Below are 26,749 nucleotides of genomic sequence, written 5' to 3' on the forward strand. Positions count from 1 at the left end.
TGCTGGCACAAGGTACGAGGGGGTTGAGAGAGCGTCAATGATTCGGACAGGAATTTCTTGCACAGGGCTTCCTCGGCGAACCGCGCCCGCACGAGTGACGCAGTCCCACCGACCGGGCGAACTCGCAGGTGAGAGACGCCTGTTCGAATCACCGAACCGCTGACCGGTCGTCGGAAGATCACGCCGAGGGGCTGAAATCCGCCTGCGGGAAAGGGAGTCTCCCGAGGAGCGGGAGCCTGGCGGGACGAGGGAGCGGGGCGTCGACGAGCAGATTGCCCAGCACCCGGCCCATCTCCGTGCGCCGTCCACCTCGACCGGAAAGGGCTCGGCCCGGCCGCTGACGAGCCGTACGCCGAGTTCGTATGCCGTGTTCGCCGGCGGGCGGGTCGGCGCCGGCGAGAGGGGTGGCGCAGGAAGCGGGGGGGCAGGGCGGGGCGGGTGAGGCGAGGGGTGGCGCAGGAAGCGAGGGCGGGGGCCGGGGCTCGTCGCCGGTGGGCGACCGAGGCGGCGGTGCGGCCGGGCTCGACGGGGCGGAGGGGGCGCGGCAGGGCACGCGGGAGCGGAGAGACGGCACTGTCCGGCCCGGGGGACCGGAGAGGGGTAGCCACCGGGCCCAGGGTCGGAGAGGCGGTGCGGCCGGGCCCCGAGGGGCCCGGAGGCGATGCGGCCCGGCTCGAACAGGCGGAGAAGGGGCGACCCGGCTCGAAGGGCCGGAGAGGCGTCGGTGCCGGGCCTGACGGCCGGAGGGAGCCCCGTGGGCACGTGCGGGACGCCGGTTGCCGCCGCGAACGACGTCGGCCCGCCTGCGTTCTCGCAGGCGGGCCGACGTTCCGGGTGGGCGATACTGGGTTCGAACCAGTGACCTCTTCGGTGTGAACGAAGCGCTCTCCCACTGAGCTAATCGCCCGGACGCAGGAAGAACATTACCCCATGTCAGCGGGTGGCTGTGACCAGGGCCGACCCTCCCCCGCGCCTCCGCGGCGGATCACTGGTCCTTGATCTTCCAGGGCATCTCGAAGCCGAACTTCCACAGGTAGACACCCATCAGGACGGAAATGATCACGAGACCGATCGCGGTCAGCGTGATGTTGCGGCGGCGGACCTTCGGGTCGAGCGCGCGCTGGGCCGCCTCGGTGACCTTGCGCTTGGTCCAGCGGAGCACCAGCTGCGCCCAGACGAACTCGGTCGCCCAGATCGCCATGCCGCCGAAGATCACCACCCAGCCGGGACCGGGCAGCGGCAACATGACGATGCCGGCGCCCACCACGGCGAGGCCGATCACGAAGACCCCGACCTGCCAGCTCAGGTGCAGCATGCGGCGCGCCTTGACGAATTCGGGCGCCCTGGAGCCGAGCGCCTGGCCCTGCTGCTCCTCCGCCGCATCGCCCGGCTTCGACCTGTCCACCGCCACGACCGCCTCGCCCGACTCGTCACTCCCCGTGTTCATACAGCCCGACCTTACCCGAGAGAATCCGGTCACCGGAATGGTGGTACCGGGCGAACGCACTGTCGGCCGGAAGAGTTACGTAAAGGCACGCAAAACACTCAGAGGGGTTTACAACGGCACCGTAGGTGGCATGTCGATTTCGCCGACGTGCGAATCCCCGAGCGCACACTGAGCGAAAGGCCCTGGCGCTTATGAACACCACGGTCAGCTGCGAGCTGCACCTGCGCCTCGTTGTGTCGAGCGAGTCCTCCCTGCCTGTCCCCGCAGGCCTGCGGTACGACACGGCCGACCCCTACGCCGTGCACGCCACCTTCCACACCGGTGCCGAGGAGACCGTCGAGTGGGTGTTCGCCCGCGACCTGCTCGCCGAAGGCCTGCACCGGCCCACGGGCACCGGCGACGTCCGTGTCTGGCCGTCGCGCAGTCACGGTCAGGGCGTCGTCTGCATCGCCCTGAGCTCTCCCGAGGGCGAAGCCCTGCTCGAGGCCCCTGCGCGGGCCCTGGAGTCCTTCCTGAAGCGGACGGACGCCGCCGTGCCTCCTGGCACGGAACACCGGCACTTCGATCTCGATCAGGAGCTCTCGCACATCCTGGCGGAGAGCTAGGGCGAGGCTCACACCGAGCTGCCCGGCGCCGTCCACTCGGGGAGACGGCTCGGGCCAGGACAACCGAATAGGGCATGCGCCGACGCCGTGCCACGGGTCTCCCGTGGGGCGGCGTCGGCGTGCGCGCGGCACGTCCGGGCGGGGCTCCCCCGGCCTCCCCGGCCGGACGCCGGGGATCCGGTACCCGAGTGACCGTTGCTCGACGGCCCGGTGCGGCTACCATCGGCCAGCATCGGCGGGCGCTCGCCCGACCCCCAGGCCAGGGAGCGAAATGTGCTGATCACCCACGACACCCGGTGTGCGCTCGATGCCGTGGTGGAACTGGTGAACACCGCACCGGAGGAGGACACGACCCCGGACGCGCTGCCGGATGTCGCCGCCCTCGCGGATTTCGTACGAAAGCACGAGATCAGTGACGTCGGCGTGCTGTCCGAGTTCGACCTGTCCGCGGTGCGCAAGATCCGTGGACGGTTCGCCGGTATCTTCGCGGCCTCGGACCCGCGGACCGCCGCCGGACTGATCAACGAGCTGGTCGCCGCCGCGGGCACCACGCCACGCCTCACGGACCACGACGGCTACGACTGGCATGTGCACTACTTCGCGCCCGGTGCCTCGGTCGCCGACCATCTGGCGGCCGACTGCGGGATGGCCCTGGCGTTCTTCGTGGTGGCCGGGGAGCAGGAGCGGCTTCGGCGCTGTGAGGCCCCGGACTGCCGGCGCGCCTTCGTCGACCTCTCCCGCAACCGCTCCCGCCGGTACTGCGACAGCCGCACCTGCGGCAACCGCCTGCACGTGGCCGCCTACCGGGCGCGCCGCAAGGAGGCGGCGGGCTGAAGGCCGGCCTCACTGCGGGGTCCCTCTCGCGGTTCCTCGACGCCCGTCGACGTCCCTAGCCGTCCCTAGCCGTCCCTAGCCGTCCCTAGCCGTCCCTCGATGCCGACGCGGCCCCGGCGGGTGACGCCGGGGACCGCGGGTACGGCTCAGAGCAGCAGCAGATCATGCAGCGAAGCCATGAGCAGCAGACACCCGATCACCGCTAGAAAGATCATCAGCGGTGGCTGGGAAAGGGCGAAGAGGCACCCGCGCGGCTCGTCCTGCGGCGGCGCGGCGTCGCTCTGTGTCGTGTCCAGCATCTCGCGGGCGATGATGACGCAGGTGACGCCTCTCGCGCGATCACGCGCCCGGAATGAGCGGGATGGCCCGGATTCCGTGACGTCGCTGTCGTGCCGTGATCACTTCCGCGCACGGGCAGGCCGACTGTGTCGTTTCAGACGCCCGGGCCACCCCGTGGCCAGGGATTCATCGCCCCGGCTCATATGCCGTGCTTCTTCAGGATGGCCTCGATGTCGCTGAAGTCGTCGGCGCCGCCGGTCGCGCGGGGTGCGGCCGCGGGACGGGACGCCGGGCGGGAGGCCTGGCCCAGGGAGGGCGCGGAGGCGGCGGGGGCCACCGCCTCGGCCTGCGCGGAGCGGGCCGCCGCTCTGCGCTCCTTGCGGGTGCCGCCGCGACGGCGCTCCACGGTGCGGGTGGTGGCAAAGAGAGCCCAGGCCCCGCCGAGCACGGCGAAGCCCGCCCAGGCCGTCGGGCTGAAGGCGGTATCGGCGGCCCATTCGACGACGCCGGTCATCACGAGGCCCAGCGGCACCAGGGCGTAGGCGGCGATGCGGGCGGCCGCCAGGAAGCGCTTGCGATAGGCGGTGACCGCCGCGATGCCGAGGCCGGCCACGGCGGCGGCGGAACAGACGGTCTCGGCAATCATCCGGTCCTCCAGGCGTGGGCTCACTCGGGCAGAGATTCACATCGACTCGGCACCGCGGCCGGCGGCCCCGCGCCTCGTCCCTTCCATCCTGCACCTGCGCACCGCTCGCGGGCCATGCTCCGGCCGGACATCAGGGACATCTCCGGGTCGGCTCCTCCGCAGGTGCCGGACCGGCGCGTCCCCCCCGGGTCCGGCCGAGAGCGCCGTGCCCGGGCGACCGGAGGTCCGGATTGGGGCGGCCGGGCAGTGACTGGAAGACTGGCGTCATGAACGACTCGTCCCCGACCTCCGCCGCCGCCCCCGGCCCGGCGGCCGCCCGTCCCGCCGTCGTCCTCGACGTCTGGTGCGAGCTCCAGTGCCCGGACTGCCGCGGCGCCCTCGACGACCTGCGCGCCCTGCGCGAGCGGTACGGCGACCGGCTCGAGCTGCGGCTTCGGCACTTCCCGCTGGAGAAGCACAAGCACGCCTTCGCCGCCGCGCAGGCCGCCGAGGAGGCCCTGGAGCAGGGGCAGGGATGGCCGTACGTCGAGGCCGTGCTGGCCCGGGTCGAGGAGCTGGACCGTGGGGGAGAACCCTTCCTGGTCGAGGTCGCCGGTGAACTCGGGCTCGACGCCGAGGAGTTCGACACCGCCCTGATCGACGGACGGCACATCCTGATCGTGGACGCCGACCAGGCCGAGGGCAAGGCGATCGGCATCACCGGCACCCCGACCTACGTCATCGGCGGCGAACGTCTCGACGGCGGCAAGAGCCAGGACGGGCTGCGCGAGCGCATCGAGGAGATCGCCGACCGGCTGCTGGCCGAACAGGCCTGAGCCGGGCTCCGCGCGGGCCGGTTCCGGGCAGGTTCCTCTACCCGGGTCAGAGCAGGTTCTTGTACATCGAGTAACCCACGGGCAGGTAGCCGAGCGACTCGTAGAGCCGCTCGGCCGGGGTGTTGCCGACGAAGACGTTGAGGCCGAGAACGCGCTGGTCCGCCGCGATCGCCTGGGCCTCGGCCAGCAGCATCAGGGAACGTCCGTGGCCCCGGCCGCGGAAGGCCTCGTCGGTCTCGACGTCGTACACGAACGCCTTGCCGCCGACGAACGCCACCCAGAGCGTGCCGACCCGGGTGCCCTCCTGCTCCAGGACGCTGAACAGCATGTTCTCCGTCGCCCGGCCCTGCGGCAGCAGCAGTTCGCGGTCCCGCCGCGACCTGTCCCACGCCTCGTCCTCGGGCACCCCGCGATCAGCCCACTCCTGGGCGTAGGACGCGACGCCGTGCTCGAACCAGGGCAGGTACTCGGCCTCCGTCATGGGCCTGCCCCGGCTGCCCTCGGGCAGCCGGGGAGCGGTGGCACCCAGAACCTTCTCCATGCCGCGGTTGCGGTGGACGTAGCCGAGCGCCACCGCCATCCGCAGCGCGGTCCCCGCGTCGGCGGGCACCCTGAGCTCGATCCGCCGACAGCCCCAGCCCCTGGCCACCTCTTCGGCGGCCAGCGCGGCCACCGTGCCCCGCCCGCGCCCGCGGTCCGGTTCCTCGATGCGCAGGTCGGCGATCCGGGCGACGCGGGGGCCGAAGACGGGGGACGTCGAGAGGTGGACCGCTCCGACGGGACGGCTGTTCACGCACACCTGGTAGTGGCGTGACAGTGCCCCGTCGGCGGCGTGCTGAAGCGGCTCGGTCGGCCGCAGGGTCGTGGTCATCGGGGGCTTTCTACCCACCCCGGCGAGCAACGTCAGCTTGTTTTCCCGGTCCTTGCGGTTCCGGTCCGCGACGTCGCGGGTTCGGTACCCGGCCTTACGGGTCGAGGTCGTCGGCGGCGCGCTCGGCGAAGATCCGCATCGCCTTGGCGGTCACCGGCCCCGGCGCACCCGGCAGTTCGCGGTCGTCGACGCGGTGAACGGCCTGGACGTCCCGCAGCGTGGAGGTGAGGAAGATTTCCTCGGCCCGCTCCAGCACGTCCAGCGGCAGGTCGGTCTCCTTGGCGCCGGTCCACTCGGCGGTCAGCTCGCGCGTGATGCCCGCGAGGCAGCCGGAGGCGAGCGGCGGGGTGTGGATCTCTCCGTCCAGGACGACGAACACGTTGGACCCGGTGCCCTCGCAAAGCTGCCCGACCGTGTTGGCGAACAGCGCCTCGGTGGCACCGTGTTGGTGGGCTCGGGCCAGGGCGACGACGTTCTCGGCGTACGAGGTCGTCTTCAGACCGGTGAGCGCGCCGCGTTCGTTGCGGGTCCAGGGGACCGTGACGACGGCCGTGGAATCGGCGCGCCGGGTGGTCTCCCCCAGGGCGACGACGAGGGTGGGGCCGTGTTCGCCGCGGTCGGAGCCGAGCGGGCCGTGGCCGCCGGTGTAGGTGATGCGCAGCCGGCCGAGCGGCATCGGGTTGGCATCGAGGACGGCGGCGCAGGCGCGGCGGACCTCGTCGTGGTCGGGGTCCGGCAGACCGAGACCGCGCGCGGAGCGGGTCAGCCGGTCGAGATGGCGGGTCAGCGCGAACGTCACGCCGTCCACCGCCTTCACCGTCTCGAAGATGCCGTCGCCCACGGTCAGTCCGTGGTCGAAGACGGAGACGCGGGCGGACTCGGTGTCCTGCAGCCCGCCGTCGAGCCAGATCTTCACGTCAGTCCCTCTCCTTCGGCCTCGTACGTTCCCGACGCTACCGCGAGCAGTCGGGAGGCCTTCAGTTCGGTCTCCTCCCACTCGGCCTCGGGGTCCGAGCCCCAGGTGATGCCCGCGCCGGTGCCGAAGCGCAGCACGGCCCCGCCTCCGGGGACGCGGTCGATCCAGAAGGTGCGGATGCCGACCGCCAGCTCGCCGGTCCCACGGTCGGCGTCGACCCAGCCGATGCCGCCGCAGTACGGGCCGCGCGGTGCCGTCTCCAGCGCGTCGATGATCCGCAGGGCGCTGGACTTGGGCGCGCCGGTGACCGAGCCGGGCGGGAAGGCGGAGTCGAGCAGCTCCGGCCAGCCGGCGCCGTCGCGCAGCTCGCCGCGGACCGTGGACACCAGGTGGACCAGACCCGGATGCTTCTCCACGGCGCACAGGTCGGGGACGGTCACGCTGCCGGTGGCGCAGACCTGACCGAGGTCGTTGCGGACGAGGTCCACGATCATCACGTTCTCGGCGTAGTCCTTCTCCAGGAGGTCCGCCTCGGTGCGTCCGGTGCCCTTGATGGGCCCGGACTCGACGACCCGGCCGGCACGGCGCAGGAAGAGCTCGGGCGACGCGGTGGCCGTCTCTATGCCGTGCGCCGGGAGACGAATCGTTCCTGCGTACGGCGCCGGGTTGCCCCGGGCCAGCAGGGCGGTCAGCGCGTCCACGTCGGCGTCGGACGCGACCGGTGCGGTCAGGACCCGGCAGAGGTTGGCCTGGTACACCTGGCCGGCCGCGATGTGCTCCCGGATGCGACACACACCCGCCGTGTACGCGGCGCGGTCGAGGGATGACGTCCAGTCACCGGCCGAGGGCCCTCGCCACCGCCCGGGCACGGGAGCGGGCACCGGTTCTTCGCGCACGTCGGCGAAGCGCGCACAGACCGGACGGCCCTCGAAGTCGGCGCAGACGGCCCAGAAACCGGCGGATTCGAGGGCGGCCGGATCGCTGGTCACATCGAGGAGGCCGGTGGCGACTCGGGTGCCGAAACGGGCGAGAGGAGGGAGGTCGGGCACGTGGTCGAGTGTATGGCGGGTCGCTCGAGAGGTGATCCTGGCATGTCCCGCATGTCCCGGCCGGGGGCCCTGACCAGGTCGGCGACCAGGCACAGCGCAGCACGCTGCACAAACGCGTTTTTGTGCTGGCCCGGGAATCCGCTAGAGTTCAACACGTCGCCGGGACGCGAGAGCCGACCGAAACGACATGCGGACGTAGCTCAGTTGGTAGAGCGCAACCTTGCCAAGGTTGAGGTCGCCAGTTCGAACCTGGTCGTCCGCTCGCAGGAAGCAGGAAGAGGGGGATCATCCCGAACCCCCGCACTCCTGGTGGAGTGGCCGAGAGGCGAGGCAACGGCCTGCAAAGCCGTCTACACGGGTTCAAATCCCGTCTCCACCTCCAAGGACGATTAGCTCAGCGGGAGAGCGCTTCCCTGACACGGAAGAGGTCACTGGTTCAATCCCAGTATCGTCCACTGGATCTGTTCGAAGATCCGAACCCGCGCGATTAGCTCAGCGGGAGAGCGCTTCCCTGACACGGAAGAGGTCACTGGTTCAATCCCAGTATCGCGCACGCACCGCACACGACTTCCGGGTCGTGGTCCCGAGGACGATTAGCTCAGCGGGAGAGCGCTTCCCTGACACGGAAGAGGTCACTGGTTCAATCCCAGTATCGTCCACACGCATCAAGAAGCCCCCGACCGCCTTCGTGGTCGGGGGCTTCTTGTCGGTTCCGGTTCAGCTGGAGAACAGCATCCGGCCGAAGCCCTTCTGACGGTGGTGCCCGCCGTGGTGGCCGCCGTAGTGAGCGCCGCCTTGCGGAGCACCCCAGGCGGGCGCCGCCGGGGCGGCCTGGGGGTACGCCTGCGGGGCAGCCGGCGGCGGGCCCGGCTGGGACCACTGGGACTCCAGGCGGGTCAGCGCCTCCAGCTCGCCGTAGTCGAGGAAGATCCCGCGGCAGTTGCTGCACTGTTCGATCTGGACGCCGTTGCGGTTGTACGTGTGCATCTGAGCGTGACACTTCGGGCACTGCATGGTTCGGCTCAACTCCTCGCCGGTCGGTGCTGTTTCGCGTACCGCCAGGACAGACACTGTCCGGCTGCGGTCGGTTGCACCCTACTTCGCCCCGGTCGCCGTCAACTGCGGGGGGACGGAACCCATTCGGGCACAGGCGTCGACCAGGCACTGCTCGACCTCGTCCAGCGCCCGCCCCTCCGCGAGCGACTTCGTGACCGAGCGTGCCGCGGTCTGCACGGTGAGTGCGCGCGCCGGGACGTCGAGGGCGTCCCAGGGGTCGCCGTCCTCGGGGACGGCGGGCCCGCCCCGGGCGCGGTAGGCGGCGAGGAAGCGGGTCCACTCCTCGGGCGGGAGGAGACCGCAGGCGTACCAGGCGGCGGGGCGGGCGAGATCCCAGGCCGGAACGCCGACACCGAGATCGTCGACGTCGATGAGGCGCCAGGGCCCGTCGGGTGCCGGATGGCGGACGAGCTGGCCGAGGTGGAGGTCGCCGTGGCAGAGGGTGGTGACGTCGGGCATGGGGGCCTCGGCGCGGGCCCAGGCGGGCAGCGCGTGCCAGGCACCCAGGACGGGGGCGACGGCGGGGTGCGGTCCGGCCGCGCGGAGGCGGGCCACCGCGTGGGCGGCCTTGGCGGGACCGCGCATCTCGGGGAGCGCGGCCGGAGCGGGGGTGCGGTGCAGCAGGGCGAGCAGGGTGCCCGCGGCCTCCCAGGGGGCCAGGTCGGGATCGTCCGGGTCCACCGGGGTGCCGTAGGGCCAGAAGGTCACCAGACGGCCGTGGAGTGCGGCCGGAGCCGGTGTGAGCGGCGGGAGGAGGATGTCGGGGAGCCGGGCGGCGAGGGCGAGGCGCGGGGTCAGTCCGGCCGGGTCGGTGTCGGGGGCGTGCGCCTTCGCGACGGTGTCCGCATGCCGGACGACGGTGGCGTCGGGGCGGTCGGCGAGGGTGGCCGCGCCGCAGGGGCAGGCCGGTGTGGCCTCGTGCGCCTTGGCTCCGGCTCGGCGGGAGAGCTCGGTGAGCAGGGGGTGCGCGGTCACGGGGCTCCCTGGGCGGCGGCGTGCGGGTCTTCCCGCGAGGGTACGCAGCCGGGGTCACCGGAGTCGCGGGGGCATCTCGGTCGCGGGCGGCCGGGAGACGCGTCGCGGGCCGCCGGGAAAAGCAATGCAGGCGCAGCTCCCCAGCTGCGCCTGCATTTTTTGCCGTCCGCCGCACCCCCGTCCCCACGGGGTTTCATGGGTGGATGTCCCCGCCCGGACCGCTCTTCCGGGCCTGGGGTCGCCGCTCAGCGCCCCAGCATCACTCCCACGGACGACGCCTGTGTGGCCACTGTCTCCCAGCCGTCGAAGACGACGAGGAGCAGGACCGCCAGGGGAAGGGCCATCAGCGTCGCCACCAAGGGGTGGCGGCGGCCCGTGCGACGAGGGCGCGTACCGCGTCCCTGTGCGCGGATCATCGTCCGCGGTGCCGTAAGAGCCATGGTCCCTCTCCTGACCTGATCAGTTGTCGTTGGCAGCGGCGGGTGTCTGACCTCGGGGGACGAGTGCTGCACCCGCCGCTTGACCTCAAATCTAGGCGCGGGGCGACCGCGGGGCGTCATGCCCTCGTACCGATTGCCGGGCCTCCCGGAGGATGAGCCATGACCTGCGGAGTACTCCCCTGGGTGGAGAGACGGTCCCAGGTCTCAGGGTCTTCCCGGAGGGGCTCTCCGGTCCGGTCCGGACACCCGCACCGTCTCAGGGCGTGGGGCAGGACCCGGGGCCCGTGACTTCGCTCACTCCGCCGCCCTCTGCCGTACCGCCGGCGCCCCTCCCCGGCCCGTCCGGCAGGCCTTCACCACCCGGGTCCGCCTCCCGGCGCCGCCGGCGGCGCCGGTCCGCGCACCGTGACCTGTCACGGGATCAATCCACCGTCCGAGAGCGGCGGTTGGGGATGCTCCGCCGCCAAGGCGTGCCTGTTCGCAGGGTCTCTGATCACCCTTCACATTCCCCGCCGGGCACTGACAATCCATCGGTACGAGAGGGCGCGGCCTCTGCGCGCGAACGGCCGTGGAAACGTAAGCTGTGCCACGTCACACGGACCGGGCAGCGGGGATGAACATGGCGATGATGCGCCTGAGGCGCGAGGACCCGCGCGTCGTCGGCTCGTTCAGGCTTCACCGACGGCTCGGCGCGGGTGGGATGGGCGTCGTCTACCTGGGTTCCGACAAGAAGGGGCAGCGGGTCGCGCTGAAGGTGATCCGGCCCGATCTGGCGGAGGACCAGGAGTTCCGGTCGCGGTTCGCGCGCGAGGTCTCGGCCGCTCGCCGGATCCGGGGCGGCTGTACGGCGCGGCTGGTCGCGGCGGATCTCGACGCCGAGCGGCCGTGGTTCGCCACCCAGTACGTGCCCGGGCCCTCCCTCCACGACAAGGTCAACGACGAGGGGCCGCTCGGGGCCGCCGAGCTGGCCTCGATCGGAGCCGCGCTGTCGGAGGGGCTCGTCGCCGTCCACGAGGCCGGGGTCGTGCACCGGGACCTGAAGCCCTCCAACATCCTGCTCTCCCCCAAGGGCCCGCGGATCATCGACTTCGGTATCGCCTGGGCGACGGGCGCCTCCACGCTGACGCATGTCGGTACGGCGGTCGGCTCCCCCGGGTTCCTCGCGCCCGAGCAGGTGCGCGGGGCGCTGGTCACCCCGGCCACCGACGTGTTCTCGCTCGGCGCCACGCTCGCCTACGCCTCGACGGCCGATTCGCCCTTCGGGCACGGCAGTTCCGAGGTGATGCTGTACCGCGTGGTGCACGAGGAGCCGCATCTGCACGGGGTGCCGGACGCGCTGGCCCCGCTCGTGCGCGCCTGTCTGGCGAAGGACCCGCAGGAGCGTCCCAGCACCCTCGATCTCTCCCTGCGTCTGAAGGAGATCGCGACCCGGGAGGCCCAGGGGCTGGCGGACGCGCGTCCTCCGGCGCCTCGGTCGGCCGAGGCGGATCGTCCGACGGGGCGGCTCTCCGACACCGGTCACCCGGAGCGCACGCTGCGCCAGCAGGCCGGGCCCGGTACTCCGCCGCCGCGGAACGGGGCGCCGCCGGCGCGCGGTCCGGTTCCTTCGCGGGGCGGAGCGCCGGCTCGCGGGGGCAGTGCCGCACGGGGCGGCGGTGCCTCGTCGTCGCGGTCGGGGGCCCGGCCGGCTCCCTCGCGCAACACCCGCCCCGGCAGCGGCAACCGGCCCGCATCCCGTGGCGGGACCCGGCGCCCGGGGCCGAGGACCACGGGAACCGGGCGGCGGCCCGCCAATCCGCGGCTGCTGCGCCAGCGGCTGTTCGTGTTCGTCGTGGTGACCCTGCTGGTCGCGCTCGGCATCGCCGTCGTCCAGGGCTGCCAGGGTCCGGCGCGCGGGCTCGGCGGCGACGACGGCGTCGTACGGCAGGAACAGCAGCACCTTCGTCCGCAGCCGGGCGACCCTCTCGGGGACTGACCCGGAGCCGAGCCTTCGGGCTGCCGGGAGAGCGGCCGGGACGGCGTCAGGCGGTGATGGGGATGATGCCCAGGGGCTCGGTGGTGGGCTGCGGTGAGCCGCCGGCGGGTTCGACGGTGATTCCCACGGCGACGGCGTCGGCGGGCGAGCCCTTCATCACGCGGGAGTCGTTCGTCGCGCTGCCGGTCAGCAGGCCCGCCGACCAGACATCGCCCGCCTCGGCCGCGTACCAGAGTTCGTAGACCTTGCCCCCGGTCAGGGCGGGAAGATCATGGGCGGCGAAGACCGCGCGTGCCTGGTCGAGGGAGACCACGACGGCGGCGGTGGTCCCGCCGGTCAGGCTCCCGGTGTGGACGGTGGCGTCGGGTGCGGTGAGGACCTCCGTGATCGCGGCGCCCGCGGTGCGGGCCTGCTGCTCGGCCTGGGCCGCCCGGGCACGCACGTCGTCCGCCTCGACGTGCTGCCGGACGGCGATGCCGCCGAGCACGGCGGCCGCGGCAATGCTCGCGGCCAGCGCGAAGCGCAGCACCCGGTGGGCCGGGGCCCGCGAGCGGTGCGGGACGCGGTCCTGACGGGTGTGGGCGACGGCCTGGAGGGTGCGGGCACGTGCCTGCGGAGTCACCGGGACGTTCTGCACCGAGGCGCCGAGGCGGGCGGTGGTCCGAAGGAGATCGGCGGCCTCCCGGTGGCACTGTTCGCAACCGGCGAGATGGTTCTCGAACGCGGACTCCTCGGCGGGCGGCAAAGCGTACAGAACGTACGCGCCGACGGCCAGGTGGCGATCCTCCTCAGGTGTCATGCGTCGGCCTCCAGACAGGCGCGCAGTCGCCGGAGCCCCGCGCGCATTCGGGACTTCACCGTTCCTTCGGGGGTGGAGAGCGCGTCGGCGACCTCGAGGTAGGTCAGGCCCTGGTAGTAGGCGAGCATCAGCGGCACGCGCTCCTGGCGGGCCAGCGCGGTGAGACAGCGGTGGAGCCGCCGCTGCTCGTCGTGGTCCTGGACGATCTCGGCCACTTCGTCGAAAGGCCGCTGCGGCTCGAGGGTGACCGTGCGGTGTTCGCGGGCCGAGCCCGCCTGCGCGGACCGTACCCGGTCCACCGCCCGGCGGTGGGCCACGGTGAGGACCCAGGCCTTCGCCGTTCCCCGCTCGGGGCTGTAACGGTCCGCGGTGCGCCAGACCTCGATCATGACCTCCTGGGTCACCTCCTCGGCCTGCGCGACGTCCCGCAGGATCCGGCAGGCCAGTCCCATGACACTGCCGGACAGCGCGTCGTAGACGCCGGTGAACGCGTCATGGTCGCCACCCGCCACCCGGGCCAGCAGGTCCTCCACTCGGGCGTCCGGATCGAAGCTGTGCGGCAAAGCCATGCTCCCCTCGTGCCTCGTGCTGGGTTCGGACGGCCCGCCCGCGGCGTGTGCGGAGGGAAGAGACCTGCACCGGGAGGCTCCTCACCGCTCCGGGGACGGGTCGCGCGCGGATCGAAGGTCGAGCAGGACGTGTACGGTCTTGCCGCCGAGGGCGGGGACCAGCCTGATCTGTCCGCCCAGCCCGCGGATGACCCCCATGCCGAACCCGCCGCGTTCGTCGCCGTCCGAGCAGCGGTGGAGTTCGGGAAGGTCCTCGCTGTGATCGGTGACGGCGATGTCCAGTCGGCCGTCGCGCATCGTCAGCGTCAGCATGCAGGGACCGCAGGTATGGCGGACGGCGTTGGTCACGAGTTCGGAGACGACGAGGACCGCGTCCGGCACGCGGTCGACCGGATCGGTCGCCTTCAGCCAGCTCTCACTGACCTGACGGGCGAGGTACGGGGCCCGCCGGGAGTGCGGCAGGGCGACGGCACAACGCGCCGTCGTCGGCGGTGCCGTCGGCAGTGACATGGTGGTGGACATGAGGGCTCCCCTGGAACGACTCGTCGGGGACGGCTTTTGTTCGCAGGGGATTCGTAGCCGCGGAGCACGCGGATGCCGCCGCGTTGTACACGAAAGCCTCAGGTTCTCACCCGGCCGGGCGAGCGGGGGTCCGTGCGTTCCGCGGGGAGGTCCGCGGCCTTGACGCTGCAGCGACCTTTATACCGTTCCGACATTTTTCGCCTTTGTCGTCATCCGTCCCGCTTTCGGGTCCGAATCCCCCGCGTCCGGCACAGCGGGACGGGGAACGTCGTTCCTCCCGGATCCACACCACGCCATCGGCGCGACCGGTGGACGGGAGTGGCGTGACCTCGTCTCATGTGCTCTTCGCTCGACGTTCAAGGGAGATGTGTCCGATGACCGCTTTCCTGCGAGCCCGCCGCCTGGTGGCCGGAGCCGCCGCGACGGGCCTACTGGCCGGAGGGGCCGTGCTCGGCATGTCCGGTGCGGCGACCGCGGCTCCCGCTCCCGCTTCCGCCCCGACCGTGGTGACCACCGACCACGACGGTAAGTGCCACTGGGTGAAGGGCCACTGGGAGAAGAAGTGGGTGAAGGGTCACTGGGAGAAGAAGCGGGTCAATCACAAGACCTGGCACCACGGCCACTGGGACAACCACTACACCTACAAGTGGGTCTATGTTCCCGGCCACTGGGACCACCAGTGGGTCAAGGGGCACTGGGAGTGCCACCACCGCTGACCGCGGCCGTGCGCGGGCGAGGGCCGGAGGCATCACGCCGTCCGGCCCTCGTTCCACGGTCGGGCCCGGTCCTCAGGCAAGCCTCGGCCGGGTCGCGTAGAACGCGACGGCGGAGGCGGCCGCCACGTTGAGGGAGTCGATCCCGGCGGACATGGGGATGCGCACCCATTCGTCCGCCGCCCGCAGAGCGTACGTGGAGAGTCCGTGCCCCTCCGAGCCCAGCATGATGGCGCTCTTCTCGAAGCGTGCCGGGTTCAGCTCGTCGAGGGGGGTCGCCTTCTCGTCCGGGGTCATGGCGAGGATGTCGTACCCGGCGTCACGCACGACGTCGAGCCCGGCCGGCCAGGCGTCGAACCGGGCGTAGGGAACCGAGAAGACGGCCCCCATCGACACCTTGATCGCCCGCCGGTAGAGGGGGTCGGCGCAGTCCGGTGAGAGCAGGATCGCCTTGATGCCCAGCGCGGCGGCACTGCGGAAGGCGGCCCCGAGGTTCGCGTGATCGACGAATCCCTCGAAGACGGCGACGCGCTGACCCGCGTCGTCCGGTGGTTCCACGGGGTGGTCGCCGATCGGCCCCGGGACGACGGTCCGGCGGGCGGCCTGGAGGAGTTCGGCGGCGGCCGGCAGCGGCTTGCGCTGCATGGAGGCCAGCGCGCCGCGGTGGACGTGATAGCCGGTGACCCGTTCGGCGAGCTCCGGGCTGACGGCGTAGACCGGTGCCGGGAGCTCGTCGATGACATCGCGCATGACGTCGACCCACTTGGCGGACAGCAGCATGGAGCGCATCTCGTACCCGGCGTCCTTGGCCCGGCGGATGACCTTTTCGCCCTCGGCGATGAACAGGCCCTCGGCGGGCTCGCGCTTGCGGCGCAGCTCGACGTCGGTCAGGCCGGTGTAGTCGCGCAGGCGCGGGTCGTCGGGGTCCTCAATGGTGATGAGATCGGCCACAGGGGTGATACTGCCTTGTCCTGGGTGCGGTGCCAACGGCTCGGAACGGTTGTGTTACCCGCGGTTACTCGGAGCTCCGCGAGCCGACGGCGACGACCGCGCCGACGACGATCACCGCTGGAGGCCTGACCTCCTGCGTACGGACCTCCTCGGCGACCGTCGCGAGCGTCGCGTCCACCCGGCGCTGGGCCGCCGTCGTGCCCTCCTGGACGAGGGCGACCGGGGTGTCGGGCGACTTGCCGTGCGCGACGAGCGTCTCGGCGATCTTTCCGATCTTGTCGACGCCCATGAGGATCACCAGGGTGCCGGTGAGCTTCGCGAGGGAGGGCCAGTCGACCAGGGACCGCTCGTCGTCGGGAGCGACATGCCCGCTGACCACCGTGAACTCATGGGCGACGCCCCGGTGGGTGACCGGGATGCCGGCCGCGCCGGGGACCGAGATCGAGCTGGAGATGCCCGGCACGACGGTGCAGGCGATGCCGGCCTCCGCGAGGGCCTGGAGCTCCTCCATGCCACGGCCGAAGACGTACGGGTCGCCGCCCTTGAGGCGGACGACCGACTTGCCCTGCTTGGCGTGCTCGATCAACGCGTTGTTGATGGCCTCCTGGGCCATGAACCGGCCGTAGGGGATCTTCGCCGCGTCGATCACCTCGACGTGCGGCGGGAGTTCGGCGAGCAGGTCGCGCGGGCCGAGCCGGTCCGCGATGACGACGTCCGCCTCGGCGAGGAGGCGACGCCCGCGGACCGTGATCAGGTCCGGGTCGCCGGGACCGCCGCCGACCAGCGCGACACCGGGGGTCCGGGTGCGATGGTGGGGGGCGACGAGGGTGCCGTCGCGCAGCCCCTCGACGACCGCGTCACGGATGGCGGCGGTGTGGCGCGGGTCGCGGCCGCGGGCGTCGGCGGTGAGCACGGCCACCGTGACCCCCTCGCTGTGGCCGGTCGCCGGGGTCCAGGCGGTCGCGGCGTCGGCGTCGTCGGAGCGGACGCACCAGACGCGGTGCGCCTCGGCTTCGGCGGAGGCCCGTCCGTTCGCCTCGGGGTCGCTCGTGGCGATGAGGGCGTACCAGGCATCGGCGAGGTCGCCGTCGGCGTACGGGCGCTTCGACCAGGTGATCTCGCCCGTGTCCGCCATCGCTTCCACCGAGGGCGTCGCTGCGGGGGACACGAGGTGGATGTCGGCGCCTGCCGCGATCAGCGCGGGGAGCCGGCGCTGGGCGACCTGGCCGCCGCCGAGGACGACGACCCTGCGGCCGGCGAGACGGAGGCCTACGGGGTAGGCGGGGTGTTCGGCCATGAGGGTGCGGCTCCTCGTACGGGCAGAGAGCAGAGGGTGGGCGCTGCGGCTCTGGAGCGGCCCTGACGTGCGCATTTTAGAGGTGACTTCAGCATGCGGCGGGGCCGGGGGCAGCACAAGCGCGTGCCCGCCGGCCCCTGAGCGGGCCCTACTTCTCGGTGACGCCCGCCGAATCGAACGTCGCCACTTCGTGCATCGCCCTGGCGGTGCTCTGCACCAGCGGCAGCGCGAGCAGGGCGCCCGTTCCCTCGCCGAGGCGGAGGTCGAGGTCGACCAGGGGGCGCAGACCCAGCTTGTTCAGGGCGGCCACATGGCCGGGTTCGGCGCTGCGGTGGCCCGCGATGCAGGCAGCGAGGACCTCCGGCGCGATGGCGCGGGCGACCAGGGCGGCGGCGCCGGCGCTGACGCCGTCCAGGATCACGGGCGTACGGAGGGAGGCGCCGCCGAGGAGGAGGCCGACCATCGCCGCGTGTTCGAAGCCGCCGATCGCGGCCAGGACGCCGATGGGGTCCGCCGGATCCGGCTGGTGGACCTCCAGTGCGCGGCGCACGACCTCGGTCTTGCGGGCGAGGGTCTCGTCGTTGATACCGGTGCCGCGGCCGGTGACCTCGGCCGGGTCGGCGCCCGTGAAGACCGAGATGAGGGCCGCGGACGCCGTGGTGTTCGCGATCCCCATCTCGCCCGTGAGCAGCGCCTTGTTGCCGGCCGCGACCAGGTCGCGGGCGGTCTCGATGCCGACCTCGATGGCCTGCTTGGCCTCCTCGCGGGTCATCGCGGGGCCGGTGGTCATGTCGGACGTGCCCGCGCGGATCTTGCGGGGCAGGAGACCGGGGGTCGCGGGCAGTTCGGCGGCGACGCCCACGTCCACCACACAGACCTCGGCGCCCACCTGGGTCGCGAACGCGTTGCAGACCGCTCCCCCGCCGAGGAAGTTGGCGACCATCTGCGCCGTCACCTCCTGCGGCCAGGGGGTGACCCCCTGCGCGTGCACCCCGTGGTCGCCGGCGAAGATCGCGACGGCCGCGGGCTCCGGGATCGGCGGCGGGCACTGCCGGGACAGGCCGGACAGCTGCGCGGAGATGATCTCCAGCATGCCGAGCGAGCCCGGCGGCTTCGTCATGCGCTTCTGCCGCTCCCAGGCCTCGCCGAGCGCCTTGGCGTCCAGCGGGCGGACACTCGCGACGGTCTCGGCGAGCAGGTCGTGCGGGTCCTCGCCGGGCAGCGCGCGACGGCCGTACGTCTCCTCGTGGACGACCCACGAAAGCGGACGGCGCTTGGCCCAGCCGGCCTGCATCAGCTCGGGCTCGTCCGGGAACTCGTCGACGTAGCCGACGCACAGGTACGCGACCACTTCGAGGTGCTCGGGCAGGCCCAGCGCGCGGACCATCTCGCGCTCGTCGAAGAAGCTGACCCAGCCGACACCGAGGCCCTCGGCGCGGGCGGCGAGCCAGAGGTTCTCGACCGCGAGCGCCGAGGAGTACGGCGCCATCTGCGGCTGGGTGTGCCGGCCGAGGGTGTGGCGGCCGCCGCGGGTCGGATCGGCGGTGACGACGATGTTCACCGGGGTGTCGAGGATGGCCTCGATCTTCAGTTCCTTGAACTGCTTCGCCCGGCCCTTCGGCAGCGACTTCGCGTACGCGTCACGCTGCCGGGTCGCCAGTTCGTGCATCGCCTGCCGGGTGTCGGCGGAGCGGATGACGACGAAGTCCCAGGGCTGCGAGTGACCGACGGAGGGCGCGGTGTGGGCGGCTTCCAGGACGCGCAGCAGCACCTCGTGCGGGATCGGGTCGGCGCGGAATCCGTTGCGGATGTCCCGGCGCTCACGCATGACCTTCAGGACTGCCTCGCGCTCGGCGTCGTCGTACGCGGGCGCGGCGGGGCCGGTGGACTCTCGAACTTCTTCCACTGGGGCCGGGCTCTCTTCCTGGTCGGCGGCCCTGGTTTCCAGGTCCTCCGGGCTCTGTGCGACATCGGGGTCGATGCCGGTCTCGGGCTCCGTGTCCGGGGTCGCCGGGGCGGGAGCGGGGTCGGCGCCGCGGGGGGCGGGGACCGTGACGGTGGGCGGGACGGCGTCCGCTTCGGCGGTCTGCCCCTGTTCCGCCACCGGGTGGGCGGCCTGCTCATCCGTGGGGAGCACCAGGGGGTGCGGCGGGGTCGGGGCGAGGTGCGGGGTGCTGGGCACCAGTCCCTCGACCGGCACGAACCGGCCCAGGGACTGGTCCGGCGACGCTGACCCGTCCGGCCGGCCGGGCTGCTCCTGCTGGGCAGCCAGGGGGGCGGGGGGTGACGCGAGGGCGCCCACCGGCTCCTGGACGAGCTGCGCGTGCGCGTGCTCCTGGGCAGGCTGCGGGGTGGCCGTGGCGTCCACGGGCTCGGGGACCGCGACCGCCACGGGCTCGGGGACGACCTGCGCGGGGGGCGCCTCGACGGGCGACTCCACCGGCTGCGGTTCCGGCTGCGGTTCCGGTTGCGGTTCCAGCGTCGGCTCCGGCTCCGGTTCGGGCTTCGCTTCCGCGAGGGCTGCTGCGGGGGCGGGCTCCGACTGACCGACCGGGGCCGCCGCCTCGAGCGCGGGTTCGGCTACGACTACGACTGCGGCTTCGGCTTCGGCTTCGGCTTCGGGGGTGTCCTCGGGCTCGGGCTCGGGCGCCGTCCCGGGAACAGGTGCTTCCGGAATGTGAGACACGGGGGCCGCGATGTGGGCGGCCGGGGTGAAGGTCTCGTGCGGAGTCTCCGCCTCCGGCTGCGGCTCGGGTTCCGGCAGCGGCGCCGGCTGGACGTCCAGGGACGGCTCGACGGGCTGCTCCGGAGCGGGCTCGGCCTGCGGAGCGGTCGGCTCGGCGAAGGCTGCTGCGGCGGCGGCGACCTCGGCGGACGCCACGAAGGCGTCGACGAGCAGGACGGACTCGGGAGCGGCGGCGGGCGCGGGGACCTCCGGCACGGAGGTTGCGTCGGGCGCGGGGGCCTCGGCCACGGGGCCGGGCAACTCCTGGGCGGGTGCCGCCGGTTCGGGCACGTCAGGGATGACGGTCGCCACGGGCTCGGGGGCCTGAGCGACTGCGGGCGCGGGAGTGGGCTCAGCGGGGGTGGGCTCAAGGACCATGACGGCATCCGGCACGGGTGCTTCGGCAGTGACGCCGGGTGCGGGAACGAACTCGGCGACCGGGACCGCCTCCGCCGCGGGCGCCTCGTGGGCCTGGGCCGGTGTGTCACCGAGGCCCGCGGAAGGCTCCACGGGCTCCACGGACTCCACGGACTCCACGGGCAGCTGGGACTCCGGCTGCTGCGGCGCCTCGACCGGGCTCGCCTGCCCGGCGTCGGCGGCCTGACCGACGGTCTCCGCAACGGAGTTCACGTCGGAAGCCTCCGCGTGCTCTGCCGCCTCGGCGGACTCTGCCGTCTCGGCGGGCTCCGTCACCTCGGCCGGGTCCGGCACCTCGGCCACCTGGGCCACTGCCGGTTCGGCCGGCGGGGTGCCTTCGGCGACGACCGGCTGCTCCGCGTACGCGGACTCGATGACCTGGTGGGGTTCCTGGACGGCTTCCGGCGTCTGCGCCGCGTCCACCGGCGCGTCGACGGCCGGAACGGGTGTGCCGTGCGCCGTCCCGTCGTCTCCGGAGAGGGGGACGTCGGCCGCGTCCTGCCCGCTCTCCGCGACCGCGACGGCGGGCGCCTGCTCCGCCTCCGCCATCATCGCGGCTCCGAGCAGCTCGCCGGGGTCGACGACCCCGTAGCCCCCGGCAGCCTGCGCCGACCCGGGCGCCTCGCCGCCGACGGCTTCGGCCTCCTGGGACTCCTGCGGGGCGGTCGCGGCGATCGCCTCGGTCGCCACCCGGGCGACGACGGCCTGGGCCACGCCGACCGGCTCGCGCTGCTCCGCCGCGACGGCTGCCGGAACAACCGTTTCCGCAGCCGTGGCCCCGTGCTCGACCGGCGGCTGCGCGGCGCCCCAGGGAGCCGCGCCCTGCGGCGGCATCTCGCGCAGGTGCGGGGTGTCGAGGTACTCGGGGCCGGAAGCGGACGGACCGGTCTGTCGTACCGGCGCGCCCGCGGGGCCGCGGTCGGCGAGGGAGCGGACCGGGCTCGCGGAGGCGTCGGGGATCGGCGGGCCGAGGTGCAGGGGACGGCGCGGGGCCGCCTGGGGCGTCGACGGGCCGGGGAGGCGGACGCCGCTGAGGTCGACCGAACCGCTGTCGCGGCCGGCCGTCTCGTGCGGGCCCGGCTCGTGCACCGTCTCGACGACCGGCTCCGGCGCGGGCGGTGCCACCTCGTTGCCCCACGCGCTCTGGGCACCCGGCAGCAGCAACAGGTCTTCGTCCTCGGCGGTGGTCTCGGAGAGGTAGGTGTACGCACCGTGCGCGGGGGCGCCCGGCTGTTCCACCATGCCTGCGCTCTCCGGCAGTCCCTCGCCCGGGACCTGGCCGGTGTCGGTCATGCGTACCCCTCGCCCATCGGTTAGTGCTTCTACGACCAGCTCACCCGGAGCGGCGCACCGACCGCCCCGTAGTGAAGAACGAGCGTCCGTGCCCAGCGGCACGAACGACTCGCCGGAAAAAGCGACAAAGCCATTCAGTGGCATTGTCCCGGCCGTAGTCGCGTCGCGACAGCGTGATCCGCGACGCCCCGCTGTGGACTGCGCCACGTTGCGCGTCCTCCGGTTCTGCCGTACCACACCCACCCCAAAAGGGATGCGTTTTCCGGACATTGGCCGACGAAGTGCCGGGCGACCGGAAGCGGTACGACGATCGGCCAGCCTACCGCGCGCGGTACGACAACAGGATCACGGGGAGGGCGCGCCGGGTCACGACCGGCGGTCGGGGAGGTCCTGCCCGGCGCTCGTCCGACACGGGTCCCTCACGCGTCCCTCACTGGTCCCTCACGCGTGCCCCGCCTGTCCGCAGGCCTCAGCGGGGCGACCCGCGCCGGACGATTTCTCCGGTGAGGAGGAACGCGACGCTCCGCTCCCGTTCCGTCCAGGCCCGCGTGTCGAGTTCGACGGACTGGACGAGCGAGCACTCGACGCGGTAGCCGTGCTCGGTCAGGTCGCGGCCCACGAGTTCGGCGGCGTCGCGGGTCCCGGCGTGGGTGACGATGCGCTGCGGGCGGCGGTCGGCGACGGCGGAGACCACGGCCGCTCCCCCGCCGCCGACCCGTACGACGTCGGGTTCGGGCAGGTTCTCCAGGACGTGCGGGGCGGCGCCGTGGACGATCTGGAGCTGGACGCCGTGGCGGCGCGCGGAGCTGTCGGTGCGGGCGCACGCGTCGAGGTCCCGGTCGACGGCGAGGACGGCGGCGCCCGCCCGCGCCGCCTCGGTCGCGAAGGCGCCGCTGCCGCAGCCGATGTCCCAGACGAGATCGCCGACGCGCGGGCCGAGCCGGGCGAGTTGGGCGGCCCGCAGCAGCTCCGCCTCGCCCTCGCCGAGTCCGCCGCCGTACGCCTCGGCGGGCAGGGCCCAGCCGCGCGGGCCGGTGCCCGGGTCGCGGCCGGCGATCCAGCCGCTGTCCCCGGAGACGACCGGCCCGGTGGGACCGCCGATGACGATGACGACGTTGGGGTCGCGCCAGGTGTGGTCGGCGGCCTTGTCGGAGGTGACGACGCTGACCTGTTCGCGGGTGGTGCCGAGTTCCTCGCAGACGACGAACGTGCGGTGCACGCCGTCCATGAGCAGGCCGAGCTCGGCGGGGCCGGCGCCCGGGGAGGTGAGGACGGCGACCTTGGTGTGGGCGCGGCAGACGTTCACGGCGCGGCGCAGGGTGCGCCGGTGGGCGACGACCACGTGGGCGTCGTCCCACGGCATGCCGGCCCGGGCGAAGGCGGCGGCGACGGCGGAGACGGCCGGGACGACCTCGACCTCCAGGCCGAACTCGGGTGCGCGCAGGGTCCGTACGACGCCGAAGAAGCCCGGGTCGCCGTCGGCGAGGACGACCGCGGTGCCGCGGTGGCCCGCGATGCGGCGGGCGGCGAGGGAGACACTGCCGAGCCGGACGCGCTCCGCCGCGGGCGGCACCTCGGGAAGCGTCAGGTGGTGGGGGGCGCCGGCCACCAGCGTGGCGGCACCGAGGGCGGAGCGGGCCGCGGCGGTCAGCGGCGAACCGTCCCATCCGATCACCGTGACGCGGTCGGCCATCGTCGTCAGTCTCCCCCGGGGTTCACGCAGGTAGCGGGCTCCGTGAGGGTACCTGGTCGGTGGGTCACGGCAATGGTGGTGGCACCGGCGCGGGGGTCAGTTCCAGTCGGTGTACGACGTGAAACCGCCGCTCTCCGCGAAGTGCTCCCCGGGGCCCTCCAGGTCCTCCGGGAGGAGGCTCCACACGATGTAGTCGGTGCGCACCTCGTTCCACCTGCCGTCCTCGGCCCGGGCCCTCGCTATGCAGGCGCCGCGCAGCACGCCCTCGCTGATACAGCCGATCTTCTGCGCGACCTGCTGGGAGGCGGTGTTGTCGGCGGCCGTGCGCAGCTCGATGCGCTCGAACTTCTGGTCGCGGACCAGCCATTGGGCGGTGGCCAGCGCCGCCTCGGAGGCATAGCCCTCGCCGCGCGCCCAGGGCGCGATGATGTACGACAGTTCGGTGGAGCGGACGTGCCAGTTGGTCTTGGCGAGCTGGACGACGCCGACCAGGCGCTGGGTGAGGAACTCGGTGACGGCGAGGTCGAGGCCGCGGCCCTCGGTGCGTTCGGTGGGCGCGTACTCGGTGATCCAGCGGCGGGCTGCCGCCTCGTCGTAGGGCTGGGGCACGGCCGTCCAGGCCGCGACCTGCTCGTCGTTCATCATGTCGGCCAGGGCGGGCACGTCGTCCTCGTCGAGGGGACGCAGCACCAACCGCTCCGTGCTGATGGAGATGGTGGGGAAGGTGCTCGTCATGCGCCGCTCCGTAACCTTCGAGACCTCGGGGTGTGACCTGCCGACCCGTCAGGGTCCGCTGAACTGCCCAGCATGCAGCATGTGAGCCCGGAACCCCACCACGGGGTCCACACCGGGTGAAGGAGTGGACCCCGGGCGCGGTGGCCGGTCCCCCGACCGGTCGAGGTGATCAGAACGAGGCGATGACGGAGCCGGCGTACTTGTCCTCGATGAACTTCTTGACCTCGGCGGAGGTGAGGAGCTTGGCGAGCTTCTTCACCCGCGGGTCGTCCTCGTTGCCGTCCTTGACGGCGAGGAAGTTGCCGTACGGGTTGTCCGTGGCGGACTCCAGGACGAGGGCGTCCGACGCGGGCTTCAGGTCGGCCTCGATGGCGTAGTTGCCGTTGACGACGGCGGCGTCCACGTCGTCCAGGGAGCGCGGGGTCTGGGCCGCCTCCAGCTCCTTGAACTTGAGCTTCTTGGGGTTCTCGGTGATGTCCGCGGGGGTCGCGTCGTTGCCCACACCGGCCTTGAGGGTGATGAGCTTGTTCGCGGCGAGCAGCTTCAGGGCGCGGGCCTCGTTGACGCTGTCGTTGGGGACCGCGACCGTCGCGCCGCTCTTCAGGGCGTCGGCGCTCTTGACCTTGTGGGAGTAGAGGCCGAGCGGCTCCAGGTGGACCGTGACGACGGGCACGATGTGGGTGCCGTTCTTCTTGTTGAAGTCGTCGAGGTACGGCTGGTTCTGGAAGTAGTTGGCGTCGACCGAGCCGTCCTCCGTCGCCGTGTTCGGCGTGACGTAGTCGGTGAACTCCTTGACCTCCAGGTCGAGTCCCGCCTTCTTCGCCAGGTTGTCCTTGACGAAGTCGAGGATCTCGGCGTGCGGGGTCGGGCTCGCGGCGACGGTCAGCGGGCCGCTGGTGTCGGAGGCGGCGTCCTTGTCCGAGCCGCAGGCGGTCAGCCCCAGGGTGAGGGCGCCGACGGCGAGGGCTGCGGTGGTGAACTTGGCGGTGTTACGCACGAAAAGTGCCTTTCCTGAGGGTGTAGCGACCCGCGTGGGGTGTGCGGGGGATCTGTGGGGGCGGCCCTGGGCGGGCTCAGGCGACCTTGCCGATGTCCGCGGCGGCCGGCTCCTTGGCCTTCAGGAGCCGGAGCTTCGGCGCGGGGCCCGAGCTGCCGCCGCGGCGGTGCAGGGAGCGGGCCGCGTAGTCACCGGCGAACTGGATGAGCGAGATGACGACGGCGAGGATCGCCACCGTGATCCACATCAGCTCGGTCTCGAAACGCTGGTAGCCGTAGCGGATGGCGATGTCGCCGAGGCCGCCCGCGCCGACCGTGCCGGCCATGGCGGAGTAGCCGATCAGGGCGACGATCGTGGTCGTGGTGCTCGCGATGAGCGAGGGCAGGGACTCCGGCACGAGGACCTTGCGCACGATCGTCCAGGTGTTGCCGCCCATCGCCTGCACGGCCTCGACGAGTCCGCCGTCCACTTCGCGGACGGCCGTCTCGACCAGGCGCGCGAAGAACGGGATGGCGCCGATGGCGAGCGGCACGATCGCGGCCTCGCGGCCGATGGTCGTCCCGGTGATCGTGCGGGTGAAGTTCATCAGCGCGACCATCAGGATGATGAACGGCAGCGAGCGGGCGATGTTCACGACCTGCCCGATCACCTTGTTGGCGGCCAGGTTCTGCAACAGGCCGCCTCGGTCGGTGAGGACCAGCAGGACGCCGAGCGGGAGACCGCCGACGACGGCGATGAGCGTGGACCAACCGACCATGTAGAGGGTGTCCCAACACGCCTGGGACAGCAGGGGCTGCATCTCGGACCAGGTCACTTGGCACCTTCCTTCAGCAGCACGGGCTCCTGGGCCGCGCCGGCCGTGTGGTCGACGATGTCGATCTGGAGGCCCTGTTCGCGCAGGAAGCCGATCGGCACCACGTTGTCCTCGTAGCGGCCGGGCAGTTCGATGCGCATGCGGCCGACCTGGAGCCCGCCGACGGTGTCGATGGCGGCGCCGAGGATCGAGATGTCGATGTTGTAGGTGCGCGACAGCTGGGAGATGACGGGCCGGGTGGCGGCCTCGCCGTGGAAGGTGACGTCGACGACGGTGCGGTCCTCGCCGGTGGCGTCGCCGCCGACCGGGAAGAGCGCGCCGGCCAGCTCGGAGCCGGGGGTCGCGAGCAGCTCGCCGACCGTGCCGGACTCGACGACGCGGCCGTTCTCCATCAGCGCGGCGGAGTCGCAGATCGACTTCACCACGTCCATCTCGTGCGTGATGAGCAGGACGGTCAGGCCCAGCTGCCGGTTCAGGTCGCGCAGCAGCTGGAGGATGGAGCGGGTGGTCTCCGGGTCGAGCGCGCTGGTGGCCTCGTCGGAGAGCAGCACCTTGGGGTCGCCGGCGAGGGCGCGGGCGATGCCGACGCGCTGCTTCTGGCCGCCGGAGAGCTGGGCCGGGAAGGACTTCGCCTTGTCGGCGAGACCGACCAGGTCGAGCAGCTCCAGCGCCTTGCGGGAACGTTCCTGTCCCGAGATGCCGAGGATCTCCAGAGGCAGTTCGACGTTGTCCTGCACGGTCCGCGAGGACAGCAGGTTGAAGTGCTGGAAGACCATGCCGATACGGCTGCGCGCCTGCCGCAGCTCCTTGCCGGCCCGGGGTCCGCGCCCGGCGAGCGCGGTGAGGTCCTGTCCGGCGACGGTGACCGTGCCGGCGGTGGGACGCTCCAGGAGGTTGATGCAGCGGATGAGCGAGGACTTGCCGGCGCCGGACTGGCCGATGACGCCGTACACCTCGCCTTCGCGGACGTGGAGGTCGACGCCGTCGAGGGCGGTGACCTCACGGCCGCGCGAGCGGTAGACCTTCGTGAGGCCCGTGGTGGTGATCACGTGGATTTCCGTCACTGTCGAGTGCGCGGGCGTGGGTGTGCCCGGGCGCACGGGTGCAGGCTGTCAGGGACGCGACACGGCTCTCGCTGTGGCGGGGAACCGGGGAGAAACATGTGCGCGGGGCGCGGCTACGTCATGTACGGCGGACTTGCGGCGCACGGACATGCCACGGCGTCTCGCTTCGGGGCGCGAGCTCGGGGGTGGTGCGGGGGCCCTCTAGAAGGCGCACATTCGACACATACAACGAGCACCGGGCGTCATGGTCGC

Annotated in this window: 25 protein-coding genes and 6 tRNA genes; 10 read left to right on the forward strand and 21 right to left on the reverse strand. The window is 72.5% G+C overall.

Annotation, left to right across the window (positions count from 1 at the left end; genetic code table 11):
* Positions 1–835: 835 nt before the first annotated feature.
* Both OG736_RS09420 and OG736_RS09425 read right to left on the reverse strand, forming a co-directional pair.
* Positions 836–907, reverse strand: a tRNA-Val gene (locus OG736_RS09420).
* A gap of 78 nt (positions 908–985) precedes the next feature.
* Complete coding sequence (locus OG736_RS09425; protein WP_327182036.1) at positions 986–1,447, reverse strand: TIGR02611 family protein; 462 nt, start codon at positions 1,445–1,447, stop codon at positions 986–988.
* Positions 1,448–1,638: 191 nt separating this feature from the next.
* Between OG736_RS09425 and OG736_RS09430 the strand changes: the two genes are divergently transcribed.
* Complete coding sequence (locus OG736_RS09430) at positions 1,639–2,052, forward strand: SsgA family sporulation/cell division regulator (protein ID WP_004002642.1); 414 nt, start codon at positions 1,639–1,641, stop codon at positions 2,050–2,052.
* Positions 2,053–2,325: 273 nt separating this feature from the next.
* A complete protein-coding gene (locus tag OG736_RS09435; protein ID WP_327182037.1) occupies positions 2,326–2,886 on the forward strand; it encodes a CGNR zinc finger domain-containing protein in 561 nt (186 codons plus the stop codon).
* A gap of 146 nt (positions 2,887–3,032) precedes the next feature.
* Here OG736_RS09435 and OG736_RS09440 read toward each other — a convergent pair whose 3' ends face one another.
* Both OG736_RS09440 and OG736_RS09445 read right to left on the reverse strand, forming a co-directional pair.
* Positions 3,033–3,185 carry a hypothetical protein gene (locus tag OG736_RS09440; RefSeq protein ID WP_020128804.1) on the reverse strand — a complete coding sequence of 51 codons (153 nt, stop codon included), beginning with the start codon at positions 3,183–3,185 and terminating at the stop codon, positions 3,033–3,035.
* Between the two features lie 179 nt (positions 3,186–3,364).
* Positions 3,365–3,811 carry a hypothetical protein gene (locus OG736_RS09445; protein ID WP_327182038.1) on the reverse strand — a complete coding sequence of 149 codons (447 nt, stop codon included), beginning with the start codon at positions 3,809–3,811 and terminating at the stop codon, positions 3,365–3,367.
* 266 nt (positions 3,812–4,077) lie between these two features.
* Here OG736_RS09445 and OG736_RS09450 point away from each other — a divergent pair, with 266 nt between their 5' ends.
* Positions 4,078–4,626, forward strand: coding sequence for a DsbA family protein (locus tag OG736_RS09450; RefSeq protein WP_327182039.1), 549 nt, complete (start codon positions 4,078–4,080; stop codon positions 4,624–4,626).
* A gap of 46 nt (positions 4,627–4,672) precedes the next feature.
* Here the strand turns inward: OG736_RS09450 and OG736_RS09455 are convergent, their stop codons facing one another.
* The 3 genes from OG736_RS09455 to OG736_RS09465 all read right to left on the reverse strand — a co-directional run bounded on the left by OG736_RS09455 (position 4,673) and on the right by OG736_RS09465 (position 7,462).
* Positions 4,673–5,497, reverse strand: coding sequence for a GNAT family N-acetyltransferase (locus tag OG736_RS09455; protein WP_327182040.1), 825 nt, complete (start codon positions 5,495–5,497; stop codon positions 4,673–4,675).
* 94 nt (positions 5,498–5,591) lie between these two features.
* Complete coding sequence (locus OG736_RS09460) at positions 5,592–6,413, reverse strand: aminotransferase class IV (RefSeq protein WP_327182041.1); 822 nt, start codon at positions 6,411–6,413, stop codon at positions 5,592–5,594.
* Positions 6,410–7,462, reverse strand: a complete 1,053-nt coding sequence (locus OG736_RS09465) for a chorismate-binding protein (protein WP_327182042.1) — start codon at positions 7,460–7,462, stop codon at positions 6,410–6,412. The genes OG736_RS09460 and OG736_RS09465 overlap by 4 nt, the downstream gene beginning before the upstream one ends.
* Positions 7,463–7,651: 189 nt before the next feature.
* Here OG736_RS09465 and OG736_RS09470 point away from each other — a divergent pair.
* The 5 genes from OG736_RS09470 to OG736_RS09490 all read left to right on the forward strand — a co-directional run bounded on the left by OG736_RS09470 (position 7,652) and on the right by OG736_RS09490 (position 8,121).
* Positions 7,652–7,724 (forward strand) — tRNA-Gly (locus tag OG736_RS09470).
* A 46-nt stretch (positions 7,725–7,770) separates the two neighbouring features.
* A tRNA-Cys gene (locus OG736_RS09475) sits at positions 7,771–7,844 on the forward strand.
* Between the two features lies 1 nt (position 7,845).
* Positions 7,846–7,917, forward strand: a tRNA-Val gene (locus OG736_RS09480).
* Positions 7,918–7,943: 26 nt separating this feature from the next.
* A tRNA-Val gene (locus OG736_RS09485) sits at positions 7,944–8,015 on the forward strand.
* Between the two features lie 34 nt (positions 8,016–8,049).
* A tRNA-Val gene (locus OG736_RS09490) sits at positions 8,050–8,121 on the forward strand.
* A gap of 58 nt (positions 8,122–8,179) precedes the next feature.
* On the opposite strand, the gene OG736_RS09495 is transcribed toward OG736_RS09490, so the two are convergent.
* The 3 genes from OG736_RS09495 to OG736_RS09505 form a co-directional block, all read right to left on the reverse strand.
* Positions 8,180–8,476 (reverse strand): TFIIB-type zinc ribbon-containing protein, encoded by a 297-nt coding sequence (locus OG736_RS09495; RefSeq protein ID WP_267020861.1) that lies wholly within the window; start codon positions 8,474–8,476, stop codon positions 8,180–8,182.
* Positions 8,477–8,557: 81 nt separating this feature from the next.
* Entirely contained in the window at positions 8,558–9,493 is a 936-nt protein-coding gene (locus tag OG736_RS09500) for a phosphotransferase family protein (RefSeq protein ID WP_327182043.1), read from the reverse strand.
* A 245-nt stretch (positions 9,494–9,738) separates the two neighbouring features.
* A complete protein-coding gene (locus OG736_RS09505; RefSeq protein WP_054239472.1) occupies positions 9,739–9,933 on the reverse strand; it encodes a hypothetical protein in 195 nt (64 codons plus the stop codon).
* A gap of 613 nt (positions 9,934–10,546) precedes the next feature.
* Here OG736_RS09505 and OG736_RS09510 point away from each other — a divergent pair.
* The gene (locus OG736_RS09510; protein ID WP_327187567.1) at positions 10,547–11,908 is read left to right on the forward strand and encodes a serine/threonine-protein kinase; all 1,362 of its coding nucleotides are present in this window, start codon (positions 10,547–10,549) and stop codon (positions 11,906–11,908) included.
* Between the two features lie 46 nt (positions 11,909–11,954).
* Here OG736_RS09510 and OG736_RS09515 read toward each other — a convergent pair whose 3' ends face one another.
* From OG736_RS09515 to OG736_RS09525, 3 genes are all read right to left on the reverse strand, one after another.
* Positions 11,955–12,707, reverse strand: a complete 753-nt coding sequence (locus tag OG736_RS09515) for an anti-sigma factor (protein WP_327182044.1) — start codon at positions 12,705–12,707, stop codon at positions 11,955–11,957.
* Positions 12,704–13,276, reverse strand: a complete 573-nt coding sequence (gene sigK, locus OG736_RS09520) for an ECF RNA polymerase sigma factor SigK (RefSeq protein WP_327182045.1) — start codon at positions 13,274–13,276, stop codon at positions 12,704–12,706. Before sigK ends, OG736_RS09515 begins: the two co-directional genes overlap by 4 nt.
* A gap of 81 nt (positions 13,277–13,357) precedes the next feature.
* Positions 13,358–13,798, reverse strand: coding sequence for an ATP-binding protein (locus OG736_RS09525; RefSeq protein ID WP_327182046.1), 441 nt, complete (start codon positions 13,796–13,798; stop codon positions 13,358–13,360).
* A gap of 374 nt (positions 13,799–14,172) precedes the next feature.
* Here OG736_RS09525 and OG736_RS09530 point away from each other — a divergent pair, with 374 nt between their 5' ends.
* Positions 14,173–14,514 (forward strand): hypothetical protein, encoded by a 342-nt coding sequence (locus OG736_RS09530; RefSeq protein ID WP_142269403.1) that lies wholly within the window; start codon positions 14,173–14,175, stop codon positions 14,512–14,514.
* 72 nt (positions 14,515–14,586) lie between these two features.
* On the opposite strand, the gene OG736_RS09535 is transcribed toward OG736_RS09530, so the two are convergent.
* From OG736_RS09535 to OG736_RS09570, 8 genes are all read right to left on the reverse strand, one after another.
* Positions 14,587–15,462: a TrmH family RNA methyltransferase gene (locus tag OG736_RS09535; RefSeq protein WP_327182047.1), complete on the reverse strand. Its 876-nt coding sequence runs from the start codon at positions 15,460–15,462 to the stop codon at positions 14,587–14,589.
* A gap of 64 nt (positions 15,463–15,526) precedes the next feature.
* The gene (gene cobA / locus OG736_RS09540; RefSeq protein WP_327182048.1) at positions 15,527–16,759 is read right to left on the reverse strand and encodes a uroporphyrinogen-III C-methyltransferase; all 1,233 of its coding nucleotides are present in this window, start codon (positions 16,757–16,759) and stop codon (positions 15,527–15,529) included.
* 148 nt (positions 16,760–16,907) lie between these two features.
* Entirely contained in the window at positions 16,908–21,194 is a 4,287-nt protein-coding gene (gene cobT, locus OG736_RS09545) for a nicotinate-nucleotide--dimethylbenzimidazole phosphoribosyltransferase (RefSeq protein ID WP_327182049.1), read from the reverse strand.
* 469 nt (positions 21,195–21,663) lie between these two features.
* Positions 21,664–22,887, reverse strand: coding sequence for a precorrin-6y C5,15-methyltransferase (decarboxylating) subunit CbiE (cbiE, locus tag OG736_RS09550; protein ID WP_327182050.1), 1,224 nt, complete (start codon positions 22,885–22,887; stop codon positions 21,664–21,666).
* A 96-nt stretch (positions 22,888–22,983) separates the two neighbouring features.
* Entirely contained in the window at positions 22,984–23,622 is a 639-nt protein-coding gene (locus OG736_RS09555; protein WP_327182051.1) for a GNAT family N-acetyltransferase, read from the reverse strand.
* A 169-nt stretch (positions 23,623–23,791) separates the two neighbouring features.
* The gene (locus tag OG736_RS09560; protein WP_327182052.1) at positions 23,792–24,619 is read right to left on the reverse strand and encodes a MetQ/NlpA family ABC transporter substrate-binding protein; all 828 of its coding nucleotides are present in this window, start codon (positions 24,617–24,619) and stop codon (positions 23,792–23,794) included.
* Positions 24,620–24,695: 76 nt separating this feature from the next.
* Positions 24,696–25,433 (reverse strand): methionine ABC transporter permease, encoded by a 738-nt coding sequence (locus OG736_RS09565; RefSeq protein ID WP_327182053.1) that lies wholly within the window; start codon positions 25,431–25,433, stop codon positions 24,696–24,698.
* Entirely contained in the window at positions 25,430–26,482 is a 1,053-nt protein-coding gene (locus tag OG736_RS09570; RefSeq protein ID WP_327182054.1) for a methionine ABC transporter ATP-binding protein, read from the reverse strand. Before OG736_RS09570 ends, OG736_RS09565 begins: the two co-directional genes overlap by 4 nt.
* Positions 26,483–26,749: the final 267 nt, after the last annotated feature.

Origin of the sequence: Streptomyces sp. NBC_01334, assembly GCF_035983595.1 — a bacterium.
In the GTDB taxonomy this organism is placed as follows: Bacteria; Actinomycetota; Actinomycetes; order Streptomycetales; family Streptomycetaceae; genus Streptomyces; species Streptomyces coriariae.